At 42.1% G+C, this 23012-nt stretch carries 19 protein-coding genes; 10 read left to right on the top strand and 9 right to left on the bottom strand.

Features of this window, described 5'->3' with window-relative positions; translation table 11 throughout:
• From IPJ86_09650 to ettA, 5 genes are all read right to left on the bottom strand, one after another.
• The gene (locus IPJ86_09650) at nucleotides 1–543 is read right to left on the bottom strand and encodes a glutathione peroxidase (GenBank protein ID MBK7887541.1); all 543 of its coding nucleotides are present in this window, start codon (nucleotides 541–543) and stop codon (nucleotides 1–3) included.
• Between the two features lie 689 nt (nucleotides 544–1232).
• The gene (locus IPJ86_09645; protein MBK7887540.1) at nucleotides 1233–2483 is read right to left on the bottom strand and encodes a peptidase C1; all 1251 of its coding nucleotides are present in this window, start codon (nucleotides 2481–2483) and stop codon (nucleotides 1233–1235) included.
• Between the two features lie 13 nt (nucleotides 2484–2496).
• Nucleotides 2497–3990, bottom strand: a complete 1494-nt coding sequence (hutH, locus tag IPJ86_09640; protein ID MBK7887539.1) for a histidine ammonia-lyase — start codon at nucleotides 3988–3990, stop codon at nucleotides 2497–2499.
• A gap of 2 nt (nucleotides 3991–3992) precedes the next feature.
• The gene (locus IPJ86_09635; protein ID MBK7887538.1) at nucleotides 3993–5384 is read right to left on the bottom strand and encodes a histidine--tRNA ligase; all 1392 of its coding nucleotides are present in this window, start codon (nucleotides 5382–5384) and stop codon (nucleotides 3993–3995) included.
• A gap of 268 nt (nucleotides 5385–5652) precedes the next feature.
• Nucleotides 5653–7332, bottom strand: coding sequence for an energy-dependent translational throttle protein EttA (ettA, locus tag IPJ86_09630; GenBank protein ID MBK7887537.1), 1680 nt, complete (start codon nucleotides 7330–7332; stop codon nucleotides 5653–5655).
• 120 nt (nucleotides 7333–7452) lie between these two features.
• Between ettA and IPJ86_09625 the strand changes: the two genes are divergently transcribed.
• The 7 genes from IPJ86_09625 to IPJ86_09595 all read left to right on the top strand — a co-directional run bounded on the left by IPJ86_09625 (nucleotide 7453) and on the right by IPJ86_09595 (nucleotide 15644).
• Nucleotides 7453–9357, top strand: coding sequence for a S8 family serine peptidase (locus tag IPJ86_09625; GenBank protein MBK7887536.1), 1905 nt, complete (start codon nucleotides 7453–7455; stop codon nucleotides 9355–9357).
• A gap of 32 nt (nucleotides 9358–9389) precedes the next feature.
• A complete protein-coding gene (locus IPJ86_09620; protein ID MBK7887535.1) occupies nucleotides 9390–9587 on the top strand; it encodes a T9SS type A sorting domain-containing protein in 198 nt (65 codons plus the stop codon).
• Nucleotides 9588–9663: 76 nt separating this feature from the next.
• Nucleotides 9664–10506, top strand: a complete 843-nt coding sequence (locus tag IPJ86_09615; GenBank protein MBK7887534.1) for a UbiA family prenyltransferase — start codon at nucleotides 9664–9666, stop codon at nucleotides 10504–10506.
• 379 nt (nucleotides 10507–10885) lie between these two features.
• On the top strand, nucleotides 10886–13309 hold the full coding sequence (locus IPJ86_09610; protein ID MBK7887533.1) for a transketolase: 2424 nt from the start codon (nucleotides 10886–10888) through the stop codon (nucleotides 13307–13309).
• 18 nt (nucleotides 13310–13327) lie between these two features.
• The gene (gene murQ, locus IPJ86_09605) at nucleotides 13328–14140 is read left to right on the top strand and encodes an N-acetylmuramic acid 6-phosphate etherase (GenBank protein ID MBK7887532.1); all 813 of its coding nucleotides are present in this window, start codon (nucleotides 13328–13330) and stop codon (nucleotides 14138–14140) included.
• Between the two features lie 63 nt (nucleotides 14141–14203).
• Nucleotides 14204–14770, top strand: coding sequence for a hypothetical protein (locus IPJ86_09600; protein MBK7887531.1), 567 nt, complete (start codon nucleotides 14204–14206; stop codon nucleotides 14768–14770).
• A 184-nt stretch (nucleotides 14771–14954) separates the two neighbouring features.
• Nucleotides 14955–15644 carry a septal ring lytic transglycosylase RlpA family protein gene (locus tag IPJ86_09595; protein MBK7887530.1) on the top strand — a complete coding sequence of 230 codons (690 nt, stop codon included), beginning with the start codon at nucleotides 14955–14957 and terminating at the stop codon, nucleotides 15642–15644.
• Here IPJ86_09595 and IPJ86_09590 read toward each other — a convergent pair.
• The gene (locus IPJ86_09590; GenBank protein MBK7887529.1) at nucleotides 15641–16099 is read right to left on the bottom strand and encodes an NUDIX hydrolase; all 459 of its coding nucleotides are present in this window, start codon (nucleotides 16097–16099) and stop codon (nucleotides 15641–15643) included. The genes IPJ86_09595 and IPJ86_09590 overlap by 4 nt on opposite strands.
• 230 nt (nucleotides 16100–16329) lie before the next feature.
• Between IPJ86_09590 and IPJ86_09585 the strand changes: the two genes are divergently transcribed.
• Both IPJ86_09585 and IPJ86_09580 read left to right on the top strand, forming a co-directional pair.
• The gene (locus IPJ86_09585; GenBank protein MBK7887528.1) at nucleotides 16330–17211 is read left to right on the top strand and encodes an Omp28-related outer membrane protein; all 882 of its coding nucleotides are present in this window, start codon (nucleotides 16330–16332) and stop codon (nucleotides 17209–17211) included.
• 241 nt (nucleotides 17212–17452) lie between these two features.
• Complete coding sequence (locus tag IPJ86_09580) at nucleotides 17453–18337, top strand: Omp28-related outer membrane protein (protein ID MBK7887527.1); 885 nt, start codon at nucleotides 17453–17455, stop codon at nucleotides 18335–18337.
• Between the two features lie 69 nt (nucleotides 18338–18406).
• On the opposite strand, the gene IPJ86_09575 is transcribed toward IPJ86_09580, so the two are convergent.
• Together IPJ86_09575 and IPJ86_09570 are read right to left on the bottom strand one after the other, a co-directional pair.
• Complete coding sequence (locus IPJ86_09575; GenBank protein MBK7887526.1) at nucleotides 18407–19051, bottom strand: CoA pyrophosphatase; 645 nt, start codon at nucleotides 19049–19051, stop codon at nucleotides 18407–18409.
• A gap of 15 nt (nucleotides 19052–19066) precedes the next feature.
• On the bottom strand, nucleotides 19067–20827 hold the full coding sequence (locus tag IPJ86_09570; GenBank protein MBK7887525.1) for an ABC transporter ATP-binding protein: 1761 nt from the start codon (nucleotides 20825–20827) through the stop codon (nucleotides 19067–19069).
• A 116-nt stretch (nucleotides 20828–20943) separates the two neighbouring features.
• On the opposite strand from IPJ86_09570, the gene IPJ86_09565 reads away from it, so the two are divergent.
• The gene (locus IPJ86_09565) at nucleotides 20944–21447 is read left to right on the top strand and encodes a hypothetical protein (protein MBK7887524.1); all 504 of its coding nucleotides are present in this window, start codon (nucleotides 20944–20946) and stop codon (nucleotides 21445–21447) included.
• 49 nt (nucleotides 21448–21496) lie between these two features.
• Here IPJ86_09565 and IPJ86_09560 read toward each other — a convergent pair whose 3' ends face one another.
• Complete coding sequence (locus IPJ86_09560) at nucleotides 21497–23002, bottom strand: S8 family serine peptidase (protein MBK7887523.1); 1506 nt, start codon at nucleotides 23000–23002, stop codon at nucleotides 21497–21499.
• Nucleotides 23003–23012: the final 10 nt, after the last annotated feature.

Here is a 23012-nt window from a genome sequence, read left to right as displayed (position 1 = left end):
TTATCCGGTGATCAATTTATCAAGAGGATCCACCGCCGCGTTAAAGAAATGTAGAAGCTTTCCTTCTTCATCCACCAGGTACTTGCAAAAATTCCAGGTGGGCTTCTGGCTATTCCAACCATTTTTAGCAGGATCACTTAACCATGCATACAAGGGATGCTTCTCCTTACCTACTACATGAATCTTGCTAAACAGGGGAAAAGTAACTCCATAATTTAATTCGCAAAATGAACTGATTGCCTTTTCATCATCGGGCTCCTGCGCTCCAAAATCATTGCATGGAAAACCCAGCACCGCTATCTTCTTCCCGTGCAGCTCATGCAGTTTTTGCAAGGACTCGTATTGAGGAGTATAGCCGCATTCAGAAGCTGTATTTACGATAAGTATTTTCTTGCCTTTAAACTTTTCCAATGTCATCTCCTCACCTTGGATGCTCATCACCGGGATGGCATAGATGTCCTGAGCAGGTGGAATATTATGGGTATTGTCCATGCGCTTATTACTTACAACTCGTCTTAATACTTGATAAAACAAAGATCTCATTTATTCGGGCATTTGCTTCCGTAAAGTAACAACAATCTACACTATAAAAAGTTATCCTCACTTCCTGCCAACATTTTTCGGATTGCAAACAATATCGTATAAGCCCTGTAGGGGCGGTATACAGATACCACCCCTAAAGGGCTTATACGACGAAGAACTCAGGACATTTCCAGAAGATAATATAACGATTTGCGGAGTTACCGCCCTACATTGCTTGTGCGACGAAGAACTCAGAACATTTCCAGGTGGCAGCTATGTTCCCGCTACATGATTCCATATAAAGCCCTGTAGGGGCGGTACCTCTGTAACCGACAAACTCCCCTCTCCTTACAACCGCCTGCACCCGACCTAAGGTCGGGTGCAGGCATAGGTGGGAGTAGATGATATCCTTCTATTACCAAGATTCCGCCCCTACAGGGCTTAGGCGACGAAGAACTCAGAACATTTCCAGGTGGCAGCTATGTTCCCGCTACATGATTCCATATAAAGCCCTGTAGGGGCGGTACCTCTGTAACCGACAAACTCCCCTCCTCTTACAACCGCCTGCACCCGACCTAAGGTCGGGTGCAGGCATAGGTGGGAGTAGATGATATCCTTCGATTACCAAGATTCCGCCCCTACAGGGCTTAGGCGACGAAGAACTCAGGAAATTGTAGGTAGCAGCAACGTTCCGGCTACCTGATGCTGTTTCAAGCCTTAAACTTCTTCAGCAGATCTTTCACTATATCCCTATGAATCAGAATTCCCATCATCTTTAACTTTACATAATCCTCATGCATGAAATAGAATCCAAAGTTCTTACTCTCCTTTCCGCAATTACGGGATCCCGAACCGGAGTCTTTTACGAGATACCAGTCCTTACCGTCTTTTTCAAGATAACCCACCAAATGCATTCCATGATCATCCGTAGTACTGCCATTCGCAAACCGAATCATTCGGGCACTTTCATCAATATACTCTGAGGGAATATCAAAGCTGGGTACCACGGCAATCTGATTCCAGGGATCAAAACCGGGCTCTGAAACATCTCCTCCAATCATAGTAGTAAATCCCTTTCTGACTGCTAATTTAATTACGGCCATATAATCTTCGAGCGGTACGTTGTAGTAAGAACTATCATGCCACCAGTTGTCAGGCACTTCGTATTCTACTTTTGTCCAATAGGGTTTTGTCATGATGGAAGTAATATCCACATAGTCCTCCATATTTAATTTCAATACATCACTCAGGTATTTTTTAGGAGTAAGGTCCTTGCCATTTACTTTAACTGTAGCCGGTGGAACTCCCATATAATGATGCATGATGGATTTAATGGTACTGATGACGTCCTCTTCATTCCAGGCATTCATCGCCTTTACACTCTGCAGATAGGCCTTCATTTCTGCAGCCATCTTTTCATGATTATGATACGTTTGACCGGGCAAGAGTCCGCTATAACTCTCTAATGGCACAGCGCCATACATTTTATAAATCCGTACCACCGCATTGCCTTCAGATCCTTCATCAAACAGCGTCGTTCCCCTTTGTCTGACAAATCCTCTCGCCTTCTCCACATATTCCCAATAGGTAGTGAACATCTCGGAAATTTTAACAGCCTGTCCCGTTAGGCGATACACCTCCGTCTCAAAATAAGAAGTGGTACTATACGACCAACAGGTACTGGTATTACCTTGAGAGATGGGATTGTTCTTCCACCAGGTACTGAATTCATCCACCGATTTAGGATACCAACCAATTTTATTGACATCAATTTTATACAGCGGCTTCTGCTTTTTAGGAACTTTCTGTTCCTCGAAATCCTCGACGCCCTTCATGATATCCATATCATAAAATCCGGGTTTATAAGGACGAACTTCCAACACATCCTTTTTTGGTGCCTGAGCAACCACACCGGAAATAGCAGCGATGACCGGTAACATTAGGAGCAGTATTTTTTTCATCTGTTGTATGTTTTTATAATTTATCAAAAGAATAATTTCGCAAGAACTGCACTGCCGCTTCAATATCTTTATACAAGACACGATCCTTTTCTACAAAGGGAACCACCTTTCTGAAATCTTTCAGTAAAAGTTCAAGATTATCAGAAGTGCGGAGAGGTCGGCGGAATTCCATCGCCTGTGAAGCATTCATCAATTCAATGGCAAGCACTTTCTCAATATTCAACACCACCTTGCGAAGTTTGGTAGCCGCATTGGCTCCCATACTCACATGATCTTCCTGTCCGTTGGAAGATACAATGGAATCTACAGAAGCAGGTGTACATAATTGTTTATTCTGACTCACAATGGAAGCCGCCGTGTACTGCGGAATCATAAAACCGGAATCGAGTCCGGGATTGGCGACCAGAAAGGGAGGTAATTCGCGCAACCCTGCTATTAACTGATAGGTTCTTCTTTCACTGATACTTCCCAACTCTGCCATTGCAATAGCGAGAAAATCCATCGCTAACGCCAGTGGCTGTCCGTGAAAGTTTCCTGCTGAAATGATCAAATCCTGTTGTGGAAACACCGTAGGGTTATCTGTTACCGAATTCATCTCGGTGAAAAATACATTCGCCACATAATTCAATGTATCCTTCGTCGCCCCATGCACCTGCGGGATACAACGAAAAGCATAGGGATCCTGAACATGTTTTTTCTTTCGCTCTATCATCTGACTTCCTTTCAACAGCAACCGAAAACGTAATGCTGTATCTATTTGTCCGGCATGTGGTCGCACTTCATGCACCAAATGGTGGAAGGGATCTAAGCGTCCATCATAACCATCCAGGGAAAGCGCACCAATAACATCAGCTGCCCTCTCCAGCTTATAACTCTGCAGCACCGACCAAACACCATAAGCATTCATAAACTGTGTTCCATTGAGTAAGGCCAAACCTTCCTTCGATTTTAATGAAACCGGTTTCAGTCCATGTTTACTCAGCGCTTCTTCAGCAGCGATTTTCTCTCCATTCACCCGCACCTCTCCCATTCCAATTAAAGGCAATGAAAGATGAGCCAATGGAGCGAGATCTCCAGAAGCACCTAAGGAACCTTGCTCGTAGACCACAGGCAAAATTCCTCTGTTAAAAAATTCTATCAGCAACTGCACGGTTTCCACCTGCACACCACTATTGCCATAACTCAAGCCCTGTATTTTCAGAAAGAGCATCAGGCGAACGATCTCCTCCGACACCTCATCACCCGTACCGCAGGCATGAGACATCACCAGGTTCTGCTGCAACAAACCCAAATCACTTTCTGAAATGGATTTATCATAAAGCGCCCCGAAGCCGGTATTTATTCCATAATAAGCGGTATTGCTGCCATCCATTTTTGCATCAAGAAAATCGCGGCATGTTTGAATCTTCTTCTTAGCATCATCACCTAAAACCAGCGTCGAATCCTTCTTCAGAATTTCCCTGATCTGATCAAATGTGATGTGTTGAGATGAAATAATATGAACCATATTTAATTTGTATTACTGACCATCATTGAAATTAATTCATCCACTGCTAATGGCTGCTGTGAACCTTCCTTCATGTTCTTTAACACCACAGTACCGGCCTTGCGCTCTTCAGATCCCGCAACCAGGACGAAGGGAATACCTCTGTCATCTGCATACGAAAACTGTTTCTTCATCTTCGCCGGATCGGGATACATTTCAGCGTTGACACCGGCTTTTCTCAACTGTTGCAACACCCCTAGCGCGTAGGGAATATCTTCTTCACCAAAGTTCACCACCAATATCTTCGTCGCCGCAGGGTTTTGATCCGGAAAAAGTTTTGCTTCTTCCAGCACATCGCAAATACGGTCCGCACCAAATGAAATACCCACTCCCGACATTCCGGGCAATCCAAAAATTCCCGTAAGATCATCGTATCGTCCACCGCCGCAAATACTCGACGTAAAAGAAGAGCGGGGATCATCCACCTTCACTTCAAAAATCGCACCCGTATAATAATTCAATCCACGGGCGAGCGTAATATCCAACTCATAACGGACATGGCTGAACGAAACATGGCCGGCATAACCAAACAACTGTTCCACTTCGGCTATCCCTTGCTTACCAATTTCTGATTTCGCCAACAGTTGCTTCAATAAATTCAACTTCGCTGCATCATCCCCTTTAAACTCCAGCAAGGGTTGCAACCCTTCAATGGCATTTTCACTGACTCCTTTACTACGAAGCTCTTCCTTCACTTTCTCCACCCCAATCTTATCCAATTTATCAATAGCGACGGTAATATCAATAATGCGTTCGGTCTCGCCCAACACTTCTGCTATTCCGGATAAAATTTTTCTATTGTTAATCTGAATCAAGACTTTCAAATCCAGTTTCGCAAATACATCGTCCATTAACTGCATCAACTCCAGTTCGCATAACAATGAATTCGTGCCGATCACATCTGCATCGCATTGATAAAACTCACGGTACCTCCCTTTCTGCGGACGATCGGCTCTCCATACCGGCTGGATCTGATAACGCTTGAACGGAAAAGTAATCTCGTGCTGATGCATGACCACGTAGCGTGCGAATGGAACGGTGAGGTCGTAGCGGAGGGCTTTCTCGGAAATCTTCATTGAAAACGTTCGCTCTCCTCTTGATTTCATCTCCAGTATTTCCTGATCATCCTTAAAGGAAGAAAAATAATTTCCGGAATTAAGAATTTTAAAAATCAACTTATCTCCCTCTTCCCCATACTTCCCCATGAGCGTATCCAGATTTTCCATGGAAGGCGTTTCAAGTGGAAGGTAACCAAACCGCTGAAAGGAAGAACGAATAGTATCAAAGACATAATTTCTTTTCAACATATCTTCGGGAGAGAAATCCCGGGTTCCTTTGGGAATAGAAGGGCGCATATTTAAGATTTACTTTTATAGAAAGTTTTCTGCATTAGTTGACGTTAACATTATTTATCAACCGAAAACTCATCCCGGAAGAAGAAATGGAAACCGCTACAGAGTAAGCAAAGTTAATTTTTTAAGAGTATAAAATGCCCACAAAAACAGAATTAAGTTGCTTCATTTTCAATACCATAAATTTTAGCCATAAGACCAATATTAAAAGGGCTCCGGTTTAACAGTTTCCTGCGCCCGAAGCCCTTCCTTCTTGAACGGATAATTTTAATTACGATGTAGTCAGCTTCTTATACCTGAATCGCTTCGGTTCCACATTACCCAAACGTTTCTTCTTGGCTTCTTCATAGTCGGTGTAACCACCTTCAAAGAAGTACACTTGTGAATCACCTTCAAAGGCGAGAATATGTGTACACACACGGTCAAGGAACCAGCGATCATGGGAGATAATAACCGCGCATCCTGCAAAATTTTCCAGAGCTTCTTCCAATGCCCGGAGGGTATTGATGTCAATATCATTGGTCGGTTCATCCAGCAACAATACATTGGCACCTGTTTTAAGCGTCATCGCCAAATGGACACGATTTCGTTCTCCACCCGATAATACACCTACTTTCTTTCCCTGATCCGCTCCGTTGAAATTGAATTTAGAAATATAACTTCTCGCATTTACACTCTTATTGCCAATCATGATGCTATCCGATCCGCCTGAAATCACCTCGAATACCGTCTTCTCCGGAAGGAGATCTTTGTGACTTTGATCAACGTATCCTACAACCACAGTTTCACCTACTTTGAATGTTCCACTATCAGGCTCTTCTATTCCCATAATCATTCTGAACAATGTCGTTTTACCTACACCGTTTGGTCCGATGATACCGACAATACCCGCCTGGGGCAATGCAAAACTAAGGTCATCAATCAGCAAGCGATCCCCATAACCTTTACTCACATGATCCGCTTCAATCACCTGCGATCCCAAACGCGGCCCTGCAGGAATGAAAATCTCCAGTTTATCTTCTTTATCTTTTGTCTCCTCATTCACCATTTTATCATAAGCCTGCAAACGTGCTTTGGACTTGGCATGTCTGGCCTTAGGAGACATCCTCACCCACTCCAACTCCCGCTCCAGGGTTTTACGACGCTTGCTCTCTGTCTTTTCTTCCTGCTCTAAACGTTTCCCTTTTTGTTCCAGCCAACTGGAATAATTTCCCTGCCATGGAATTCCTTCCCCGCGATCCAGCTCTAAAATCCATCCGGCAACATTATCAAGGAAATAACGGTCGTGGGTTACCGCAATTACGGTGCCTTTGTATTGTTGCAAATGATGCTCCAACCATTCCACGCTCTCCGCATCCAGATGGTTGGTAGGCTCATCCAGCAATAAAATCTCCGGCTCCTGCAACAATAAACGACAAAGTGCCAGTCTTCGACGTTCTCCACCTGATAAAATACTCACAGGAGTTTCCGGTTCAGGACAACGCAGCGCATCCATGGCCACTTCCACTCTATTATCCAGTTCCCATGCTCCGGCGGCATCAATTTTATCCATCAAATCCGCCTGACGTTCGATGAGCTTATTCATCGCATCATCATCGAGGGGTTCACCCAATTTATTGTTGACATCTTCGTACTCCTTTAGCAAATCAACAATTGGCTGCACGCCTTCCATCACAATTTCCCTTGCTGTTTTATTTTCATCCAGATCCGGTTCCTGTGAAAGAAATCCCACTCTGTAGCCGGGAGAGAATACTACTTCGCCCTGGAAAGATTTTTCCAAACCCGCGATAATTCGCAGCAAGGTTGATTTTCCGGAACCGTTTAAACCGAGAATTCCAATCTTAGCCCCGTAAAAGAAACTCAGATAGATATTCTTAAGTACTTGTTTTTGAGGGGGATAAACTTTACTTACCCCAACCATTGAAAAAATAATTTTGCGATCGTCCGCCATTTCTAAGTGCTTGATTAATGTAACTTTATGGCCTTCCTGTCTGTTAAGAAGGGAGGACTGCAAATGTACCCCTTTCTACTGATAGAGAAAAGGAAAAACAGCATTTCAAAACATCAAATCATGCGTGTACTACTACTTCTTCTGCTTAGCCTTATGACCTCTTTGGCCATTGGTCAACAAACCCGGTTGAGCTATCGTCTGCAAAATATAGCTCTTGAAAGAGAGAAAATGAATGAGCCAATCGCCGTGCTCATTAAGGGAGATGTGATCTCTTTGAAAGAAGAAATAAAGCGATTGAACGGAGTTGTAAAATTCACTTCCGGGAATATATGTTCGGCCATTCTTCCTGCAGGAAACCTCTTGACGCTAAGCGACAACGCTAAAGTGGTGCGTATCGAAGAGGGCCGGGTCAACGTGCAGGCCTTAAATGATAAAATGCTGATCAATAATCGCATTGATCTGGTGCATCAGGGCGTTTCACCGTTGATTCAGGGATACGATGGTTCGGGAGTTGTTGTGGGAATCATTGATACAGGCCTGGATTTTACACATCCCGATTTCAAAGATAGTTTAGGGCAAAGTCGTGTGTTGTGGATATGGGATCATTTGCTCGCGAATGGCTCCAATACGCCGATGCCTTATAACTACGGACAAGAATTTTCTAAAGCAGCTATTGACGTCGGAAATGCATCAACCCATGTAGACCAAACTGCGCACGGCACACATGTTACCGGAATTGCGGCAGCTAACGGAGATTCACTTGCTGCTTTTAAAGGTGCTGCACCGAAAGCGGATATTATCGCCGTATCGCTTAACTTCAATATCGACGATGAAACCTGGCTGAGCAGTATTGCCGATGCCGTACATTATATTTTCTCTAAAGCAGATTCATTGAACAAACCTTGTGTCATCAATATCAGTGCAGGCACCTATTTAGGATCGCATGATGGAAAAGATTTGCAGGCAGAAGCCATCGACAATCTCATCACTGCAAAAAATGGCAGAATGGTAGTAGCTGCAGCAGGTAATGCCGGTAACTTTCCACTCCACCTCCGACATCAACCGAATAACGATTCCACCTTTACCTGGTTTCGACAAACCTCCCCCAATCCGGTTTATATTGAATTCTGGGCGGACACTGCCAATTTAAATGGGGTACAATTTACGATCGGCGCAGATATGATCACTCCTTCATATACCAACCGTGCACAGCTTCCCTGGACCACGATCACTCCTCAACTTGGTGTTCTGGGAAGTGATACATTATGGAGTTTTAACGGAAACAGAATTGCCATTATTCAGACTTACGGACAATTAATTGGCAACAAGTATAGTATGGTGTACAACATCATTCCTGATTCCACCACTTACTATTTCCGTCTCATGGCTAAGGGGACGGGCTCCTATGATGTCTGGAATTGGGACATGGTTTATTCCGGATTACCTTCTTCTGCTTCTTACCCTGCCATCGTCAAATACAAGATGCCTGATTTGGCACAAAATATTTGCAGTTCCTTCCAATGCAGTGATATCGTTTTATGTGTGGGTCAATATGTAAATAGAAATAATTACATTGATGTAAATGGAAATCTTCAAACCTTCGCCACCACAGAGGGGGCGCTGGGAGCGAGTTCGAGTCGTGGACCGACACGCGATGGCCGGATAAAACCGGATATCACTTCGACAGGAGAGGTGACCTTAGCTTCTTTAAAACTATCCAGTGCCGCCTGGTTTTTGGCGAATCAACCGTTCAAGCTGGCACAAGGTGGAATGCATATACGTGATGGAGGAACTTCCTCAGCAGCTCCGGTCGTAGCAGGTGCGATTGCCTTATATCTACAAAAAAATCCATCTGCAGATTGGCAGGATATCCGCAACCGTGTGCTTCTCTGTTCCAAACAGGATAATTTTACAGGAAGCAACCTTCCAAACAATAACTGGGGAATAGGAAAGTTCGATGCATTTAGCATGGTGAGTGGTTGTGCCGCTTTATCTGTAGATGAAAAGAGAGCAGGCAACTGTTGATCTACCCCAATCCAACGGGTGATCGACTAACAGTGCGCAGTAACGATAATATTCAAATCAGTGGCGTGGTAGTCTATAATTCATTAGGGGAGCGGATTCTTGACAATAAGCCTACTTTACTAACTGAAGAAATGACTTTATCGCTTTCCGGATTCCCTTCCGGCATCTACATGATTGTGACGGACCTGAAGAATGGAAAACGCTTTTCAGGTACAATAATTAAAGAATAATGGCTATTGATAATTCTTAGCGCGAAAACGACCGATTAGTACCTCAATTTCTTACTTTTGGAGCGTGATTACTTCTATTAAAAATTACCTCTCGCTCGTAAAATTCTCTCACACGGTATTTGCACTGCCCTTTGCCATGATTGGATTTTCGCTGGCTGTAAAAGATAATCCCGGTTCCTTCTCCTACCTTCTCGCATTGAAGGTGTTGCTTTGTATGATCTTTGCACGCACGGCAGCCATGGCTTTTAACCGATGGGCCGACAGGAATATTGATGCGAAAAATCCACGAACCTTAATTCGGGAAATCCCGTCAGGTATAATCAGCGCTGATTCCGCTCTTCGGTTCACGATTCTTAACTGCATTGGTTTTGTGATCACCACCTGGTTCATCAATCCCTTGTGTTTTGCACTTTCATTTGTTGCATTGGCCGTTGTACTTGGCTATTCCTATACGAAAAGATTTACTGCACTCTGTCATTTAGTACTTGGCCTGGGATTATCTCTGGCACCCATCGGAGCATGGATTGCTGTGACCGGTTCTTTCTCTTTACTTCCTCTTCTATTTTCCTTCGCTGTACTTTGCTGGGTAAGTGGTTTCGATATTATCTATGCGTTACAGGATGAGCAATTCGATAAAAATCTTCAACTCTATTCCATACCCCGCATTGTTGGTCCATCAAATGCGTTGAGAATTTCCAGAAACCTGCACGTGGCTGCTGCTCTTTTTCTACTTACAGGTGGGTTGCAAGGTCATTTTGGAGCTATTTATTTTGCAGGCTGGGGTATTTTTTCATCATTACTGATTTATCAACATACCTTAGTAAAAGCAAATGATATCAGCAGAGTAAATCTCGCATTTTTTACTACTAACGGAATCGCCAGTGTGACATTTGCGGTTTTTCCATTACCGATATTCTAATTTAAATAAATGTAATCCATCTTTATTGGATCCCCATTATACTATTTAATTATTGAACAGTTCGGATGGATTCACCTCCATTTAAATTACATCCGTTTATCAACCCTTATCGAAGAGCTAAAAACAAATTCAGATTTTCTAATCGAAATAAGGATAAACATACCCTCTCAGGAATAGTGAAGTCCTCTCTATAAATTCGCCTATACTACTAAAGATTTTAATCGTCGTACTGTTACAAGAAGACACAAGGCTTCAGCAATACACTGGTAATGAGCAGGTAAAGCAGGTTGAACAGGCGATAACCGGAGTAGAAAATAAGCGGTCTTTTTTGTAATTTCGCCACAACCTTTTCCATGAAGATGACATCGAATCTACTCCTATGACGCCACAACAGCCTGAATCCATTAAACGGGAATTATCTTTTGAAGAATTCAAAACGGTTATCCTTGAAGACTATCGTTTGGTATGCGAAAGCCGGCAAGCCAGTCTGACCGGAAGAAAAGAGGTGCTTACAGGCAAAGCGAAATTCGGAATTTTTGGAGATGGCAAGGAACTTGCGCAAATTGCGATGGCCAAAGTTTTCAAAAACGGAGATTTCAGATCCGGATACTACAGAGATCAGACGTTCATGTTTGCAAGTAATCTTTTGACAATACGTGAATTTTTTGCTCAATTGTATGCTCACCCCGACCCCATTGCTGATCCCTCTTCTGCCGGGCGATGTATGAACGGACATTTTGCCACCAGATTATTGAATAGCGATGGCAGCTGGAAAAATCAGATAGAAAGCAAAAACTCATCTGCTGACATATCACCTACTGCCGGGCAAATGCCACGACTGCTTGGATTAGCACTGGCTTCGAAATTATATAAAGGCAATTCCACTCTTTCGCAAAAAATGAAAGGCTTTACTTCGAATGGAAACGAAGTCGCTTTTGGTACTATCGGTGATGCCTCTACGTCAGAAGGTTTATTTTTTGAAACGATCAATGCTGCCGGAGTGTTGCAGGTACCCATGGCCATCAGCGTATGGGATGACGGCTATGGCATTTCTGTTCCGGCATTATTCCAAACTACCAAACAAAATATTTCAGAAGTATTAAAAGGTTTTGAAAGAACGGAAGACAGTAACGGATATGTTATATTAAGTGCCAAAGCCTGGGATTATCCGGGATTGATTGAAACCTACGAAAAGGGAATTAAAATTTGCCGCGAAGAACATGTGCCGGTCCTCTTCCATATTCAGGAAGTTACTCAACCGCAAGGACATTCTACCAGTGGCTCTCATGAACGCTATAAAAGCAAGGAACGTCTTGCCTGGGAAGATGAGTTTGATTGTATCCGAAAGTTTAAAGAGTGGATTCTGGAAAGTGCCATCACATCAGAAGACGAACTTGACGCGATAGAAAAAAGTGCTAAACAATCTGCACAACAAGCAAGAAAAGAAGCCTGGGACAATCACAACAACAGTATCCGACAGGAAGTTCGCGAAGCATTATCACTTCTTGAAGCTGTTGCTTCTAAAAGTCCGAATAAAGTATTTATCGAACTACTTTCCGGAAAACTTAAGGAATTAACTGAACCTGAAAGAAAGGACATTACGATAGTTGTAAAAAAAGTTCTTCGCTATGTAAAAGACGAAAATAGCAATGAAAGAAATCGTCTGCTACAATGGCTTAGAAACTACACTACATTGAATAGTGATCGGTTCGATTCCCATCAATACAGCCAAAGTAAATGGAGTGTTAAAAATATTCCATTGCAACCCGTCACTTATGCGGACAACGCTCCACTCATGGATGGCAGAGAAATTCTTCAGGCCAACTGGGATGCCCTTCTTGAAAAAAGACCGGAATTATTAATTTTTGGAGAAGATGTTGGAAATATCGGTGGCGTAAATCAAACATATGCCGGATTGCAGTCTAAATACGGAGAAGACCGGGTATTCGACACCGGAATTCGTGAAGCCACTATTATCGGTCAGGGTATTGGACTTGCATTGCGCGGCTTGCGTCCGGTAGCTGAGATTCAATACCTTGATTATCTCGCATACGCGATTCAGGTTCTCACCGATGATCTCGCCTGCCTGCATTACCGTACAAAGGGCGGACAAAAAGCTCCACTCATTATAACCACAAGAGGACATCGATTAGAGGGTATCTGGCATTCCGGTTCGCCCATGCAGTTTATACTTGGTGCATTACGTGGTATCCATGTACTCGTCCCGCGAAACATGACGGAAGCGGCAGGATTTTATAATACATTACTTGAAAGTGATGAACCCGCACTGGTCATCGAGCCATTGAACGCTTATCGTATCAAGGAAAAAATGCCCGATAATATTGGTGAGTTCCGCCTTCCGATAGGAAAAGTGGAAGTGCTTCAGGAGGGAACAGATGTTACTCTGGTCACCTACGGATCCTGTGTGCGGATTGCGCAAGAAGCAATTCTGGATTTAAATCAGGCAGGAATCAGTGTTGAATTGATTGATGTAAGAAGTTTATTGCCGTTCGATCTTGAACACGAAATCGTGAAATCTCTTTCCAAAACAAATAAAATATTGTTTTTTGACGAAGATGTTCCGGGAGGTGCGACAGCATTCATGATGCAACAGGTGTTGGAGATACAAGGAGGGTTCAGGCATCTGGAAATAGAACCGCGCACCTTAACCGCTAAAGAGCACAGACCTGCTTATGGATCTGATGGAGACTATTATTCTAAACCATCCGCCGAAGACGTATATGATGTGGTATATGAGATGATGAATACAGCAAATCCCACCGACTATCCATCCATCTACTAACCTTAGCGCATTACCGAAATGACATTCCAGCGTATTACTGAATCTTCTTCAAGATATAATCATCTTGAGAAAATGTCTGTGGCGGAAATACTATCCGGAATAAATAATGAAGATAAAACAGTTGCGGACGCAGTAGAGAAAGCCATACCTTCCATCGAGGCGCTGATCAACGCTATCCTTCCCCGCATGCAAAAAGGAGGGCGTGTATTTTATATCGGAGCCGGAACGAGTGGACGCTTAGGCATTGTTGATGCTTCTGAATGTCCGCCTACTTTTGGAATTCCTCATGGTGTTGTTATTGGAATCATTGCCGGTGGAGATACTGCTATCAGGAAAGCTGTTGAATTTGCAGAAGATGACAAACAGCAAGGCTGGAACGATTTAAGTGAATTTTTACCCAATGAAAACGATAGCGTCATTGGCATTGCCGCATCCGGTTCAACGCCCTACGTAATTGGTACTTTAGAAAAATGCAAGCAAAATAATATTCTAACCGGTGCTATTTCCTGTAATCCCGGCAGTCCTTTATCTGCAACTGCAGATTTTCCTATAGAAGTTATCAGTGGACCTGAATTTGTTACCGGAAGTACAAGAATGAAAGCCGGGACCTCACAAAAGTTAGTCCTGAATATGATCTCTACCACTTTAATGATTCGTTTAGGAAAAGTAATTGGAAACAGAATGGTAGATATGCAACTGAGCAACAATAAACTCATTGACAGAGGTGCAAAAATGGTGATGGAAGCAACAGGACTCAACGCAGAGGATGCCAATAAATTGCTTCAGGAAATGGGAAGTGTACGAAAAGCCATTGACACCTTTAAAAAGTAACTATATTTTTAAACAAAAACTTTTCTTCGACGTATCATGTTACTAACTTTACAGGATTAAGCGATGCAAGATTTAGAACCCTATTATTCCTGGCGTCATCTGTATATATCTGCAGAGGATGAACTATCTCCATTTTATGGTCGGGAGTATAGTGAGTTTGAATATTCTAATACCATTTACAACTATTATATCCATCCGCAATGGGATGATTTTGGGTCCAGTACACTGTACATGAAATTGTTATTCGTTGACTACGATACCGGCTTCGCAGTGATCGAGTTTATTGGAGAATGGAACGATGCCATCAACAATGACATTATGGTTTTGAAAAGAGATATCGCAGATCATTTAATCAATGAGGGTATCAGTAAATTTATTTTGATTGGAGAAAATGTCTTGAATTTTCATGCCTCCGACGATTGCTATTACCAGGAATGGTTTGAAGATATTGAAGACGGATGGGTTGTTGCGTTGAATTTCAGAGATCATGTGCGTCATGAATTCAATAAATACTCCATTGACTATTATTTGGCTTTTGGTGGTGAATTAGATGATATGAAATGGCGACTATTTAGTCCAAATCAATTGTTTGAGCGTATTGAAAGTATTATTTGTCACAGGTTAGCTTAAAATAAAGTCATTTAAATAATTCTTGCTGTAAAGGCAATCCTTTACACATCCCTGTTGTAATAAATCCCTATAAATTCCTAATCCAAAGGGATTATGAGCTTTAAATTAACATCATGAATTTTACGCGACATTGCTTGCAGTTCCACTCCTCTTTTGTCAAATTTTATTATTTTTACAGGATATGATGAAAAGACTTGTTTATATTTTCATTGTTCCATTCATTATCTGCATCCTCTTTTTCAGTGCAGGAACACCCTCTATTTTAAAAGTAAATAAAGGAAAAGCATCTTACTACGGAAAAGAATTTGAAGGCAGGAAAACGGCCAATGGAGAAATTTTTAGGAACGCTGACTTCACCGCTGCTCATCGCACATTACCTTTTAACACTTTTGTCCGGGTTACGAATTCGAAGAACAATCTATCCATCACAGTTAGAATTAATGACCGCGGGCCATTTGTAAAGAGCAGAATAATAGATTTATCAGAAGCTGCTGCCAGAAGAATTGGAAGTTATCAGCATGGTCTTACATCGGTCAAACTTGAGATCATGGAAATACTAAGCAAAACCAGGGAAATTGATAGTATTTTTAGTTGTGAGGATGTGTTGGATTGCCTGGGAAACCCTGAAGAATTGTCAGGAATCAGCCTTTCCTTGTGGCGTAGTAAGGACATTGTGCACATGCTCTATGTGGCGAACGAACTTTATCTTCATGAGGATGTGGAAAAAGTATATATTGTTGGTATGGGTGTAAACAGTTCAAGAATTTATCATCTTGTGCTCTCCGGTTTCAAAACAAAGCTTTCGGCAAGTGAAACTATTTCCAAATTCGAGAAAAAAGGATTTATGCAGATTCGATTTTTAAAAAACTCCTAGTCCTTCTTCTTTCTGAGGGCTGCTAATTTTTCGTAGGCTTGTTGATCCGTCGCAAATGTAATTTCTCCGGGGTTTAAATCCTCCAAATTCACCCAGCGAAAGCGCTCCACCCCATTCTCAGCCGGCAATATATAATTTTCACGAAACATCCCTTCTATGTCAAGAGGTGCGGACACTAAGTAATAAATTCCGAGCACTTGCAAATCAGGATTAAAAGCGGATTGTGCGAAAAAATCAGTAGTATGCAAATGCCGGAAATCAGTAGCCTCTATTTGCAATTCCTCCATCAACTCCCGCTTTAAACAATCAATCGGGCCTTCACCAAACTCCAAACCTCCTCCGGGAAATTTACGCATAAAAGTATCGTAGTGATACTCCTCGGCGATAAGAACTTCATTTCCGGAACTAAGAATTAGTCCGTATACCCTGATAATAAATCGCTTTTCTGTTGACATCGTCTAATTTCTTACATCTTACATTTTCCATAAAACTAACAAATCACATCGAAAAATGTTTGAATTCCCGTATTTTTCCAACAATTCTTTTCAAAACAATAAACAAAATAAAATTTCTTACAGCTCTGATTAAACAGAAACGCATCAGCCGGGGAAAACGTACAATGTAATGTAATTGCCAATAAATTACTCACCCGGGCTAAAACTACATTTAACTTGCAAAGCAGAAAATGAAAACATATCACTTATTATTCCTGACCATATTCCTGGCTATAGGATGTCAAAAAGATGAACCCTCAGCAACTACCGGCACAGGAGGTACGAATACGGGTGGCTTGAGTACAGTACCCGCTACTTTCACACAAAAGGTATTGTTGGAATGCTTCACCGGCGCGGGACAACCCCAATGTCCCGATGGCTTTGTTAAAATGGAAAGTATCCTGGCTGCAAATTCAACCAAAGCCATTCCGGTAAATGTACAGTTTAGCGACGCTATGGAAATAGCACAGTACACCTCGCTATCAAATGCCTTCAGCAATGGAAATCCAATGACCTTTCCAGCGGCTAGGATCAACAGAACCTCCTCTTTGAACCTGGCCATATTGAATCGTACACAATGGCAATCGAACTTTGATGTAGCCAAAACAAAAACTGCAAAGTGTGGTTTAGCCATTGAAACAAGTGTGAATGGAAGTATGCTTACCATAAATACGCATTGTGGCTTCAATCAAAACATGAGCGGCGACTATACCGTGAGCACGTATCTTCTGGAAAACAATATCAGTGGAAGCGGTGCGATGTATGATCAGAGAAATGCCTACAATGCAACGAATGGTCACCCCTACCAGGGACAAGGAGATCCAATTGCAGGCTTCTCCCATAACAATGTATTACGAAAAGTACTAACGGCACCTTTAGGGGATAACATCAGCAGTTCGGCATTGGTCTCAGGTGGCAAGGAAATAAAAACATACACTACATCTATCAATGGATATAAATTGAATGATTTATATGTAGTAGCCTTCATTACTAAAACAGGGACTACTCCAACCAACTTTGAAATTCTAAATGTGCAGAAAGTTAAAGCAGGCAACACTCAACTTTGGGATTAAATACTGTGAGAAAAATCAAGTTTAACCGGTTTTAAAAAATCACCGGCGTGCGAAAGGATTAAATCCAAATACTAATAAAAACAAATTCGAAAAAGGGTCTCTCTCCGGGAGATCCTTTTTTAATTTATAACAAAATTTATATCCGTTTCATTTTCTGTTTGTAAGATTTTTAGCTAAATCATCCACTACGATTTTCAACACGCCCTAATATTGTGTTAATAAAATTCGAACCAACTACAATATGAAAAAACTACTTGTTTATGCTGCTGCTTCAGGATTCCTGTTTACAGCATGCCAAAAAGAAGACCCATCAGTTCCTGAATCTCAAAGCGGATCAAAAGCTCCAACAACAGTTAATGTAAGTCCAGTGCCGGCGACCTTCCAAAAGAAAGTACTCATCGAGGAAATCACAAGTACGACTTCAGGAACCGCCCCTCAGTCCGCATTGGATATTTCCAATCTGCTTCGCGCCAACCCCGGCAAAGTATATGCTGTGGGTATGCACACGAATGATTTTATGGCCAACGTACAATCAAATCGTCTGCTGAATTCGTACTCTACCAATCAAACAACAATTCCTTGTGCACTTATCAGCAGGCTAAATTATGCAGGTGGAACTTGCTTGTCGCCTAATTTATATACTAATGCGGTCAATGGCTCATTGCTTAAACCTGCAGTAAGTGGTTTAGCCATTAACTCAGTCATCAATGGACGTGCAGCTCAAATTGATGTACATTGTGGCTTTACAAGTGTTTTAAACGGCTCCTACAAGGTAACCACCTATCTGGTTGAAGATTTTGTAACCAATGCCAACACCGCGTTTTATCAGGCGAATAGTTACAACACTACAGTTGGAAGTCCGTTTTACAATCTTGGAAACCCTATTATCAACTATACACATAATAATGTGGTGCGTATGGTAGTCAGCAATTCCAGTGGTGATGATATCAATCCAATGTCACAGGTGCCGGGTGGTTCTGATGTTCGCTCCTACAGGATTGATCTTCCTCAAAAACACAGCCGCTCAAGTAAATGGTATGTGGTTTCATTTATTACAAGCAATACAACCAATGAAGTGCTAAATGTACAATCAGGTTTGCTGGGTACATTAAAAGACTGGAACTAATCTAAACAAATATATCTAACCTGAACGGGGGGACTTGAAAATGGGTCCCCCCTTCTATTTTAAATTGGATCACTTTAAGGAATTCACTACTTCCACAATTTCAGAAATCATCATCGCTGTTGCACCCCATATCACTACATCTTCCAACTCGTAGCAAGGTGCTTTTACTACTATTCCCTGTGAACTCCTGAAGCTTCCTGAACGCAAATTTTCTCCATTGCACAATTGTTCCAGCGAGGGAGTTATTACTCTTTTGACTTCTGCAGGATTAATAGTAAACACAGGATCCTGATGTAGAAAGCCAATGAACGGGTGCACCAAAAATCCGCTGGGAGGAATATAAAGAGAAGTCAATAGTCCGATCAGATTTACCTCCTGAGAAGCTATACCCAATTCTTCGAAAGACTCACGGAGCGCGGTATCTGCCAACTCTTCATCGGGCTCCTGCTTTCCACCGGGAAAACTAATCTGGTGAGCATGTACATCTCCCCCTCCGGCTCTTTCCATTAAAACAATCCGTGGAGAGCCTGTTTTATTATCAGGAAAAAGTAATGCTAATACGGCTGCTGTTCTATACGTATGTACTTCTGAAAGATAATCCCTCACCGACTTCCGGTGCATTGGTGCCATCTTCACATGTGCATCCATTCCGGGAAGCGAAGTATTTATCCGGGCAGACAACGAAGCAATAAAATCAGCATAATTAAATTTCATTTCAACTCCTTAGAATTACTGAGAAACGCTCATCTCCTTTTGCTCTCCAATCTGCTGGCGCCACATCGCATAATACAAACCTTTAGAATCCAAAAGTTCAAAATGCTGTCCGGATTCAATAATCTTGCCTTTCTCCAGTACATAAATCACATCGGCATGCATCACGGTGGATAGGCGATGAGCAATTAATATGGTAATGTGATTTCTATGAGATGAAATACTCCTGATTGTTTCTGCAATTTCTTCTTCAGTCAAGGAGTCTAGTGCAGAAGTGGCTTCATCAAATACCAACAAAGAGGGCTTTCGCAACAGCGCTCTGGCAATAGACAATCGTTGTTTTTCACCTCCGGAAACTTTCACTCCTCCTTCGCCAATGACCGTATCCAACCCATGACTTGCACGACCTAATAAAGATTTTAAAGAAGCCTTATTCAACACATCCAAACATTCCTCATCACTTGCGCCGGGAGCCACGAACTGAAGATTCTCCCTGATACTTCCGGAAAATAATTGGGTATCCTGTGTCACCAAACCAATCTGTGAACGCAATTCATCGAGGCTTACCTCTTCTGCACTGAAATCATTGTACAAAATTTTACCTTGCTGGGGTTTATAAAGACCTACAAGCATCTTCACCAATGTCGTTTTTCCGGAGCCGCTAGGACCAACAAATGCTATGGTCTCACCGGCTTTTACTTCGAAGGAGATGTTATTGACGGCATATTGTGTAGCCGTCTGATGCTTGAATGAAACATCTTTCAATTGAAACGACTGAATGCTCCCGAGCTTTACGGGATTAGAGGGACGGGCTTCCGGTTTAATATCAAGGATGGCTTGAAAATTTTGCAAAGAGACTTCTGCTTCCCGATAAATATTGATAATATTTCCTAATTCTTGTAAAGGACCAAAAATGAAGAACGAATAAATAAACATCGTAAAGAACTGACCGATTGAAATCTGACGGGTAAATATCAGATAAAGCATCATAAACATAATAGCTGTTCTTAACAAATTGACCAATGTTCCCTGAATAAAACTCAAACTGCGGATATACTTCACTTTCTTCAATTCCAGTTTCAAAATTTTATCGGTATTGGAATTTAGCCTTCCTATTTCCTGCTGCGCAAGCCCCAGGCTTTTTACCAGCTCAATATTCCGCAAGGACTCTGTGGTGGAACCTGCCAGCGCAGTGGTTTCGGCTACAATGACCTTCTGTAGCCGTTTTACTTTTCTGCTCAACACAGAACTGATTATTCCAAGAATAGGGATCACTCCAAAGTAAACCGGCGCAATCAGCCAATGCACTGTCACCGCATAAATGGAAACGAATACGATTGCAACTAAAGAAGTGAACAGGATATTAATAAAAGCACTGATCAACTTCTCCACATCAGCTCTCACCTTCTGCAGACGCCCTAATGTCTCACCGCTACGCTGATCTTCGAACACTTCATAAGGCAACTCCAAACTATGGCGAATCCCATCTGCGTAAATTTTAGCTCCAACCCGTTGGGTAATCACATTGACATAATAATCCTGAAAATTCTTTGCAACTCTACTTACAAATGCGACACCCACAGCTGCCAGCAACAACCAGCCCACCCCTCTTATAAATTCATCCCGGCTTAGTTTTTCAAACTGAGTGACATAATCGTCGATTACATGCTTAAAAATATAGGGATCAAGTAATGAAAAAACCTGATTAATGGTGGCCAGCAACAATGCCAGCAGTATGAGTTTCCAATATTCACGTAAATATCCTAAGAGTAGTTTCATTTGCAGGTGCAAAAGTAAGAATTAACAAATCACTGTTATTTAGTTCTCATAAGCGCTTTACTATGCATAACAATAAGCCTTAGATTTGAACCGTTACCCTTAAAATAACGATCCACGTGAAAAAACATTTTATTACACTACTGCTGTTTATTGCCCCTATCGCAACTTTTTCTCAGCATATCATCATCACCAAAAATGGCGAACGCTTAAATGGTGAACTTCAGCGTATTGAAAACAACACAGTTACCTTCTTTCATAAAGGAAGTACGGTTACTTTTCAACTGGGACAAATAAAATCGATTGATTTCGAAGGAGAGCCGGGTACCGCCTCCAGCCAGGCCTCTACAGGTCAAAAAGGCGTTTCCTTCATCATGCCGGGACGGAAACTTACGAAACAGCCTAAAGTAGACAATCTGACCATGGAGCGTGGAATTGTTGTTGTTGGGATAACCATCAATAAATACGGTGATGTAGTCAAGGCTGATCCTGGCGTTGAGGGCACCACAACTACCAGTCAGTATTTACTTACCAAGGCGAAGCAGGCCGCTGAAAGCGCTAAGTTTGATGGAGGCACCACCATGCCACTTGAACAAAAAGGCACCATTACAGTGACTTTCTAGTTTATAAGCATGGTTTTCAAAAATGTATTTGTCCTGAAAGACAAGTTCATTAATTCTCTTCCCAAAATATTTCCAGAATATCATATCCGGCCTGTACAGTGGTTCTCTTGCATTTTTCAGGACGAAGAATTCGAATCTCACCGGTATTATTATTCGCAAATATGACCTCATTTTGAATGACGTTCGTGGCATCCTTTTTATGAAACACGGAAACATAAGGAATTTTCTTCGTCTCATTTTCAAATAAAAATTCATTTCCATTCATATGCATTTCTTTCGCATGATTAAATTGAAAACCCGAATCTTCCATTAACTTCAAAGCCCGGCTCGCCAAAGGCACACCATAACCAATATAATTATTTCCATAAGGGAACAAATGCGACGAACGAATGATGATATTTTTTAATGCTGCCGAAGTCAAATCCGGATTCATCTCCAGCAAACAAGCTGCAAAACCGCAAACTGCAGGGGCGGATAAAGATGTTCCCTGTAATGAAAATGCAGCCACCTCCGGCTTTAGATAAGTGTTAAATTCAGGTCCTATTCCGCTATAATCGGCCTTTTCAAATCTATTTAATACTGCTCCTACTGTCAGAGCTGCTTCTGCATCCGCAGGTGTATTGATGACCTTCCATCTTCGCTTGTCTCCATCATTCCCGGCTGCAACAACTACCAGCATGTTCTTTTCCCTACAGGCAATGGCCACCGCTTTTGCAATCATACTGGAGCCATTCATATCCGTTGGTTTATAATTTGAACCCTTCAATCTCCGACCTCTGCCATACCCCAGGGAAGTATTCACGAGTCGGACACCTTGCTTTTCCATCCATTCCAGTGCAGCTATGTAATAATCCTCCTCCTCTTTAAATTCTCTTCTTCCATCTTCTGTTCTTGCAAGGTAAAACAAAGCATCTGTTGCCAGTCCGCGATGATAATCCGGAGTGGGATCATAACCGGTTATCATTCGCAAAACTTCAGTGCCATGGTAGTGATAGATGAGCTTAAAATCGCGGATGGCTTTACGAAACCAATTTGTTCGTTCCTTCAGTGGCTTTTTCCTGCCGGTATAAAATGTTTCGTCATAGGAAATCGTATCAATGGATTTCACGAAGTCCCTGGTCGCAACAATTTGTTTTCCCTTCCAAAGATGAGCTAAATCGGCCATCTTAATGGTATCATCAAGATATAAGTATCCTGCATCAGTAACACCAATCTTCACACCCAAACCCGAGACCCCTCTCTTTGTAAAGGCTTCCGCCTGCATTTGTGAAAGTGCCTTCGAATAAAGCAACTTTCCATCGTCATGGACAATGCTTGATTTAAGTTTGAGTACAGGTGTTACAGTAAAGCGGTAATTCAATTCGTGAATATCTTTCAGCTGAGGCTTGCTTAAGTTAACGCTAAATGCGTTCAACCACCGGGAATGATAACGGATATCAATACCGGCACCTTTCATCTCGCTCAGAAGAGCAGGCAAATTCTCTGAACTATCCGGCACAATCCAATAGGCATGTTGCGCTGTACCCTCCCCACATAAAAACAAAAAGAGAGACATTACAACTTTA

The sequence above is a fragment of the Bacteroidota bacterium genome, assembly GCA_016713925.1.
Taxonomy (GTDB): Bacteria; Bacteroidota; Bacteroidia; order AKYH767-A; family OLB10; genus JAJTFW01.
Note: the sequence above shows the minus strand (reverse complement) of the source record. Positions and strands in the feature narration are given on the sequence as shown.

Coding starts and splice junctions, on each gene's coding strand:
- IPJ86_09580 (MBK7887527.1), top strand. CDS start 17,453: ATGAAAAAACTACTTGTTTATGCTGCTGCTTCAGGATTCCTGTTTACA.
- IPJ86_09625 (MBK7887536.1), top strand. CDS start 7,453: ATGCGTGTACTACTACTTCTTCTGCTTAGCCTTATGACCTCTTTGGCC.
- hutH (MBK7887539.1), bottom strand. CDS start 3,990: ATGGTTCATATTATTTCATCTCAACACATCACATTTGATCAGATCAGG.
- IPJ86_09575 (MBK7887526.1), bottom strand. CDS start 19,051: ATGAAATTTAATTATGCTGATTTTATTGCTTCGTTGTCTGCCCGGATA.
- IPJ86_09585 (MBK7887528.1), top strand. CDS start 16,330: ATGAAAACATATCACTTATTATTCCTGACCATATTCCTGGCTATAGGA.
- IPJ86_09590 (MBK7887529.1), bottom strand. CDS start 16,099: ATGTCAACAGAAAAGCGATTTATTATCAGGGTATACGGACTAATTCTT.
- IPJ86_09570 (MBK7887525.1), bottom strand. CDS start 20,827: ATGAAACTACTCTTAGGATATTTACGTGAATATTGGAAACTCATACTG.
- IPJ86_09560 (MBK7887523.1), bottom strand. CDS start 23,002: ATGTCTCTCTTTTTGTTTTTATGTGGGGAGGGTACAGCGCAACATGCC.
- IPJ86_09645 (MBK7887540.1), bottom strand. CDS start 2,483: ATGAAAAAAATACTGCTCCTAATGTTACCGGTCATCGCTGCTATTTCC.
- IPJ86_09610 (MBK7887533.1), top strand. CDS start 10,886: ATGACGCCACAACAGCCTGAATCCATTAAACGGGAATTATCTTTTGAA.
- murQ (MBK7887532.1), top strand. CDS start 13,328: ATGACATTCCAGCGTATTACTGAATCTTCTTCAAGATATAATCATCTT.
- IPJ86_09650 (MBK7887541.1), bottom strand. CDS start 543: ATGAGATCTTTGTTTTATCAAGTATTAAGACGAGTTGTAAGTAATAAG.
- IPJ86_09600 (MBK7887531.1), top strand. CDS start 14,204: ATGCAAGATTTAGAACCCTATTATTCCTGGCGTCATCTGTATATATCT.
- IPJ86_09635 (MBK7887538.1), bottom strand. CDS start 5,384: ATGCGCCCTTCTATTCCCAAAGGAACCCGGGATTTCTCTCCCGAAGAT.
- ettA (MBK7887537.1), bottom strand. CDS start 7,332: ATGGCGGACGATCGCAAAATTATTTTTTCAATGGTTGGGGTAAGTAAA.
- IPJ86_09595 (MBK7887530.1), top strand. CDS start 14,955: ATGAAAAGACTTGTTTATATTTTCATTGTTCCATTCATTATCTGCATC.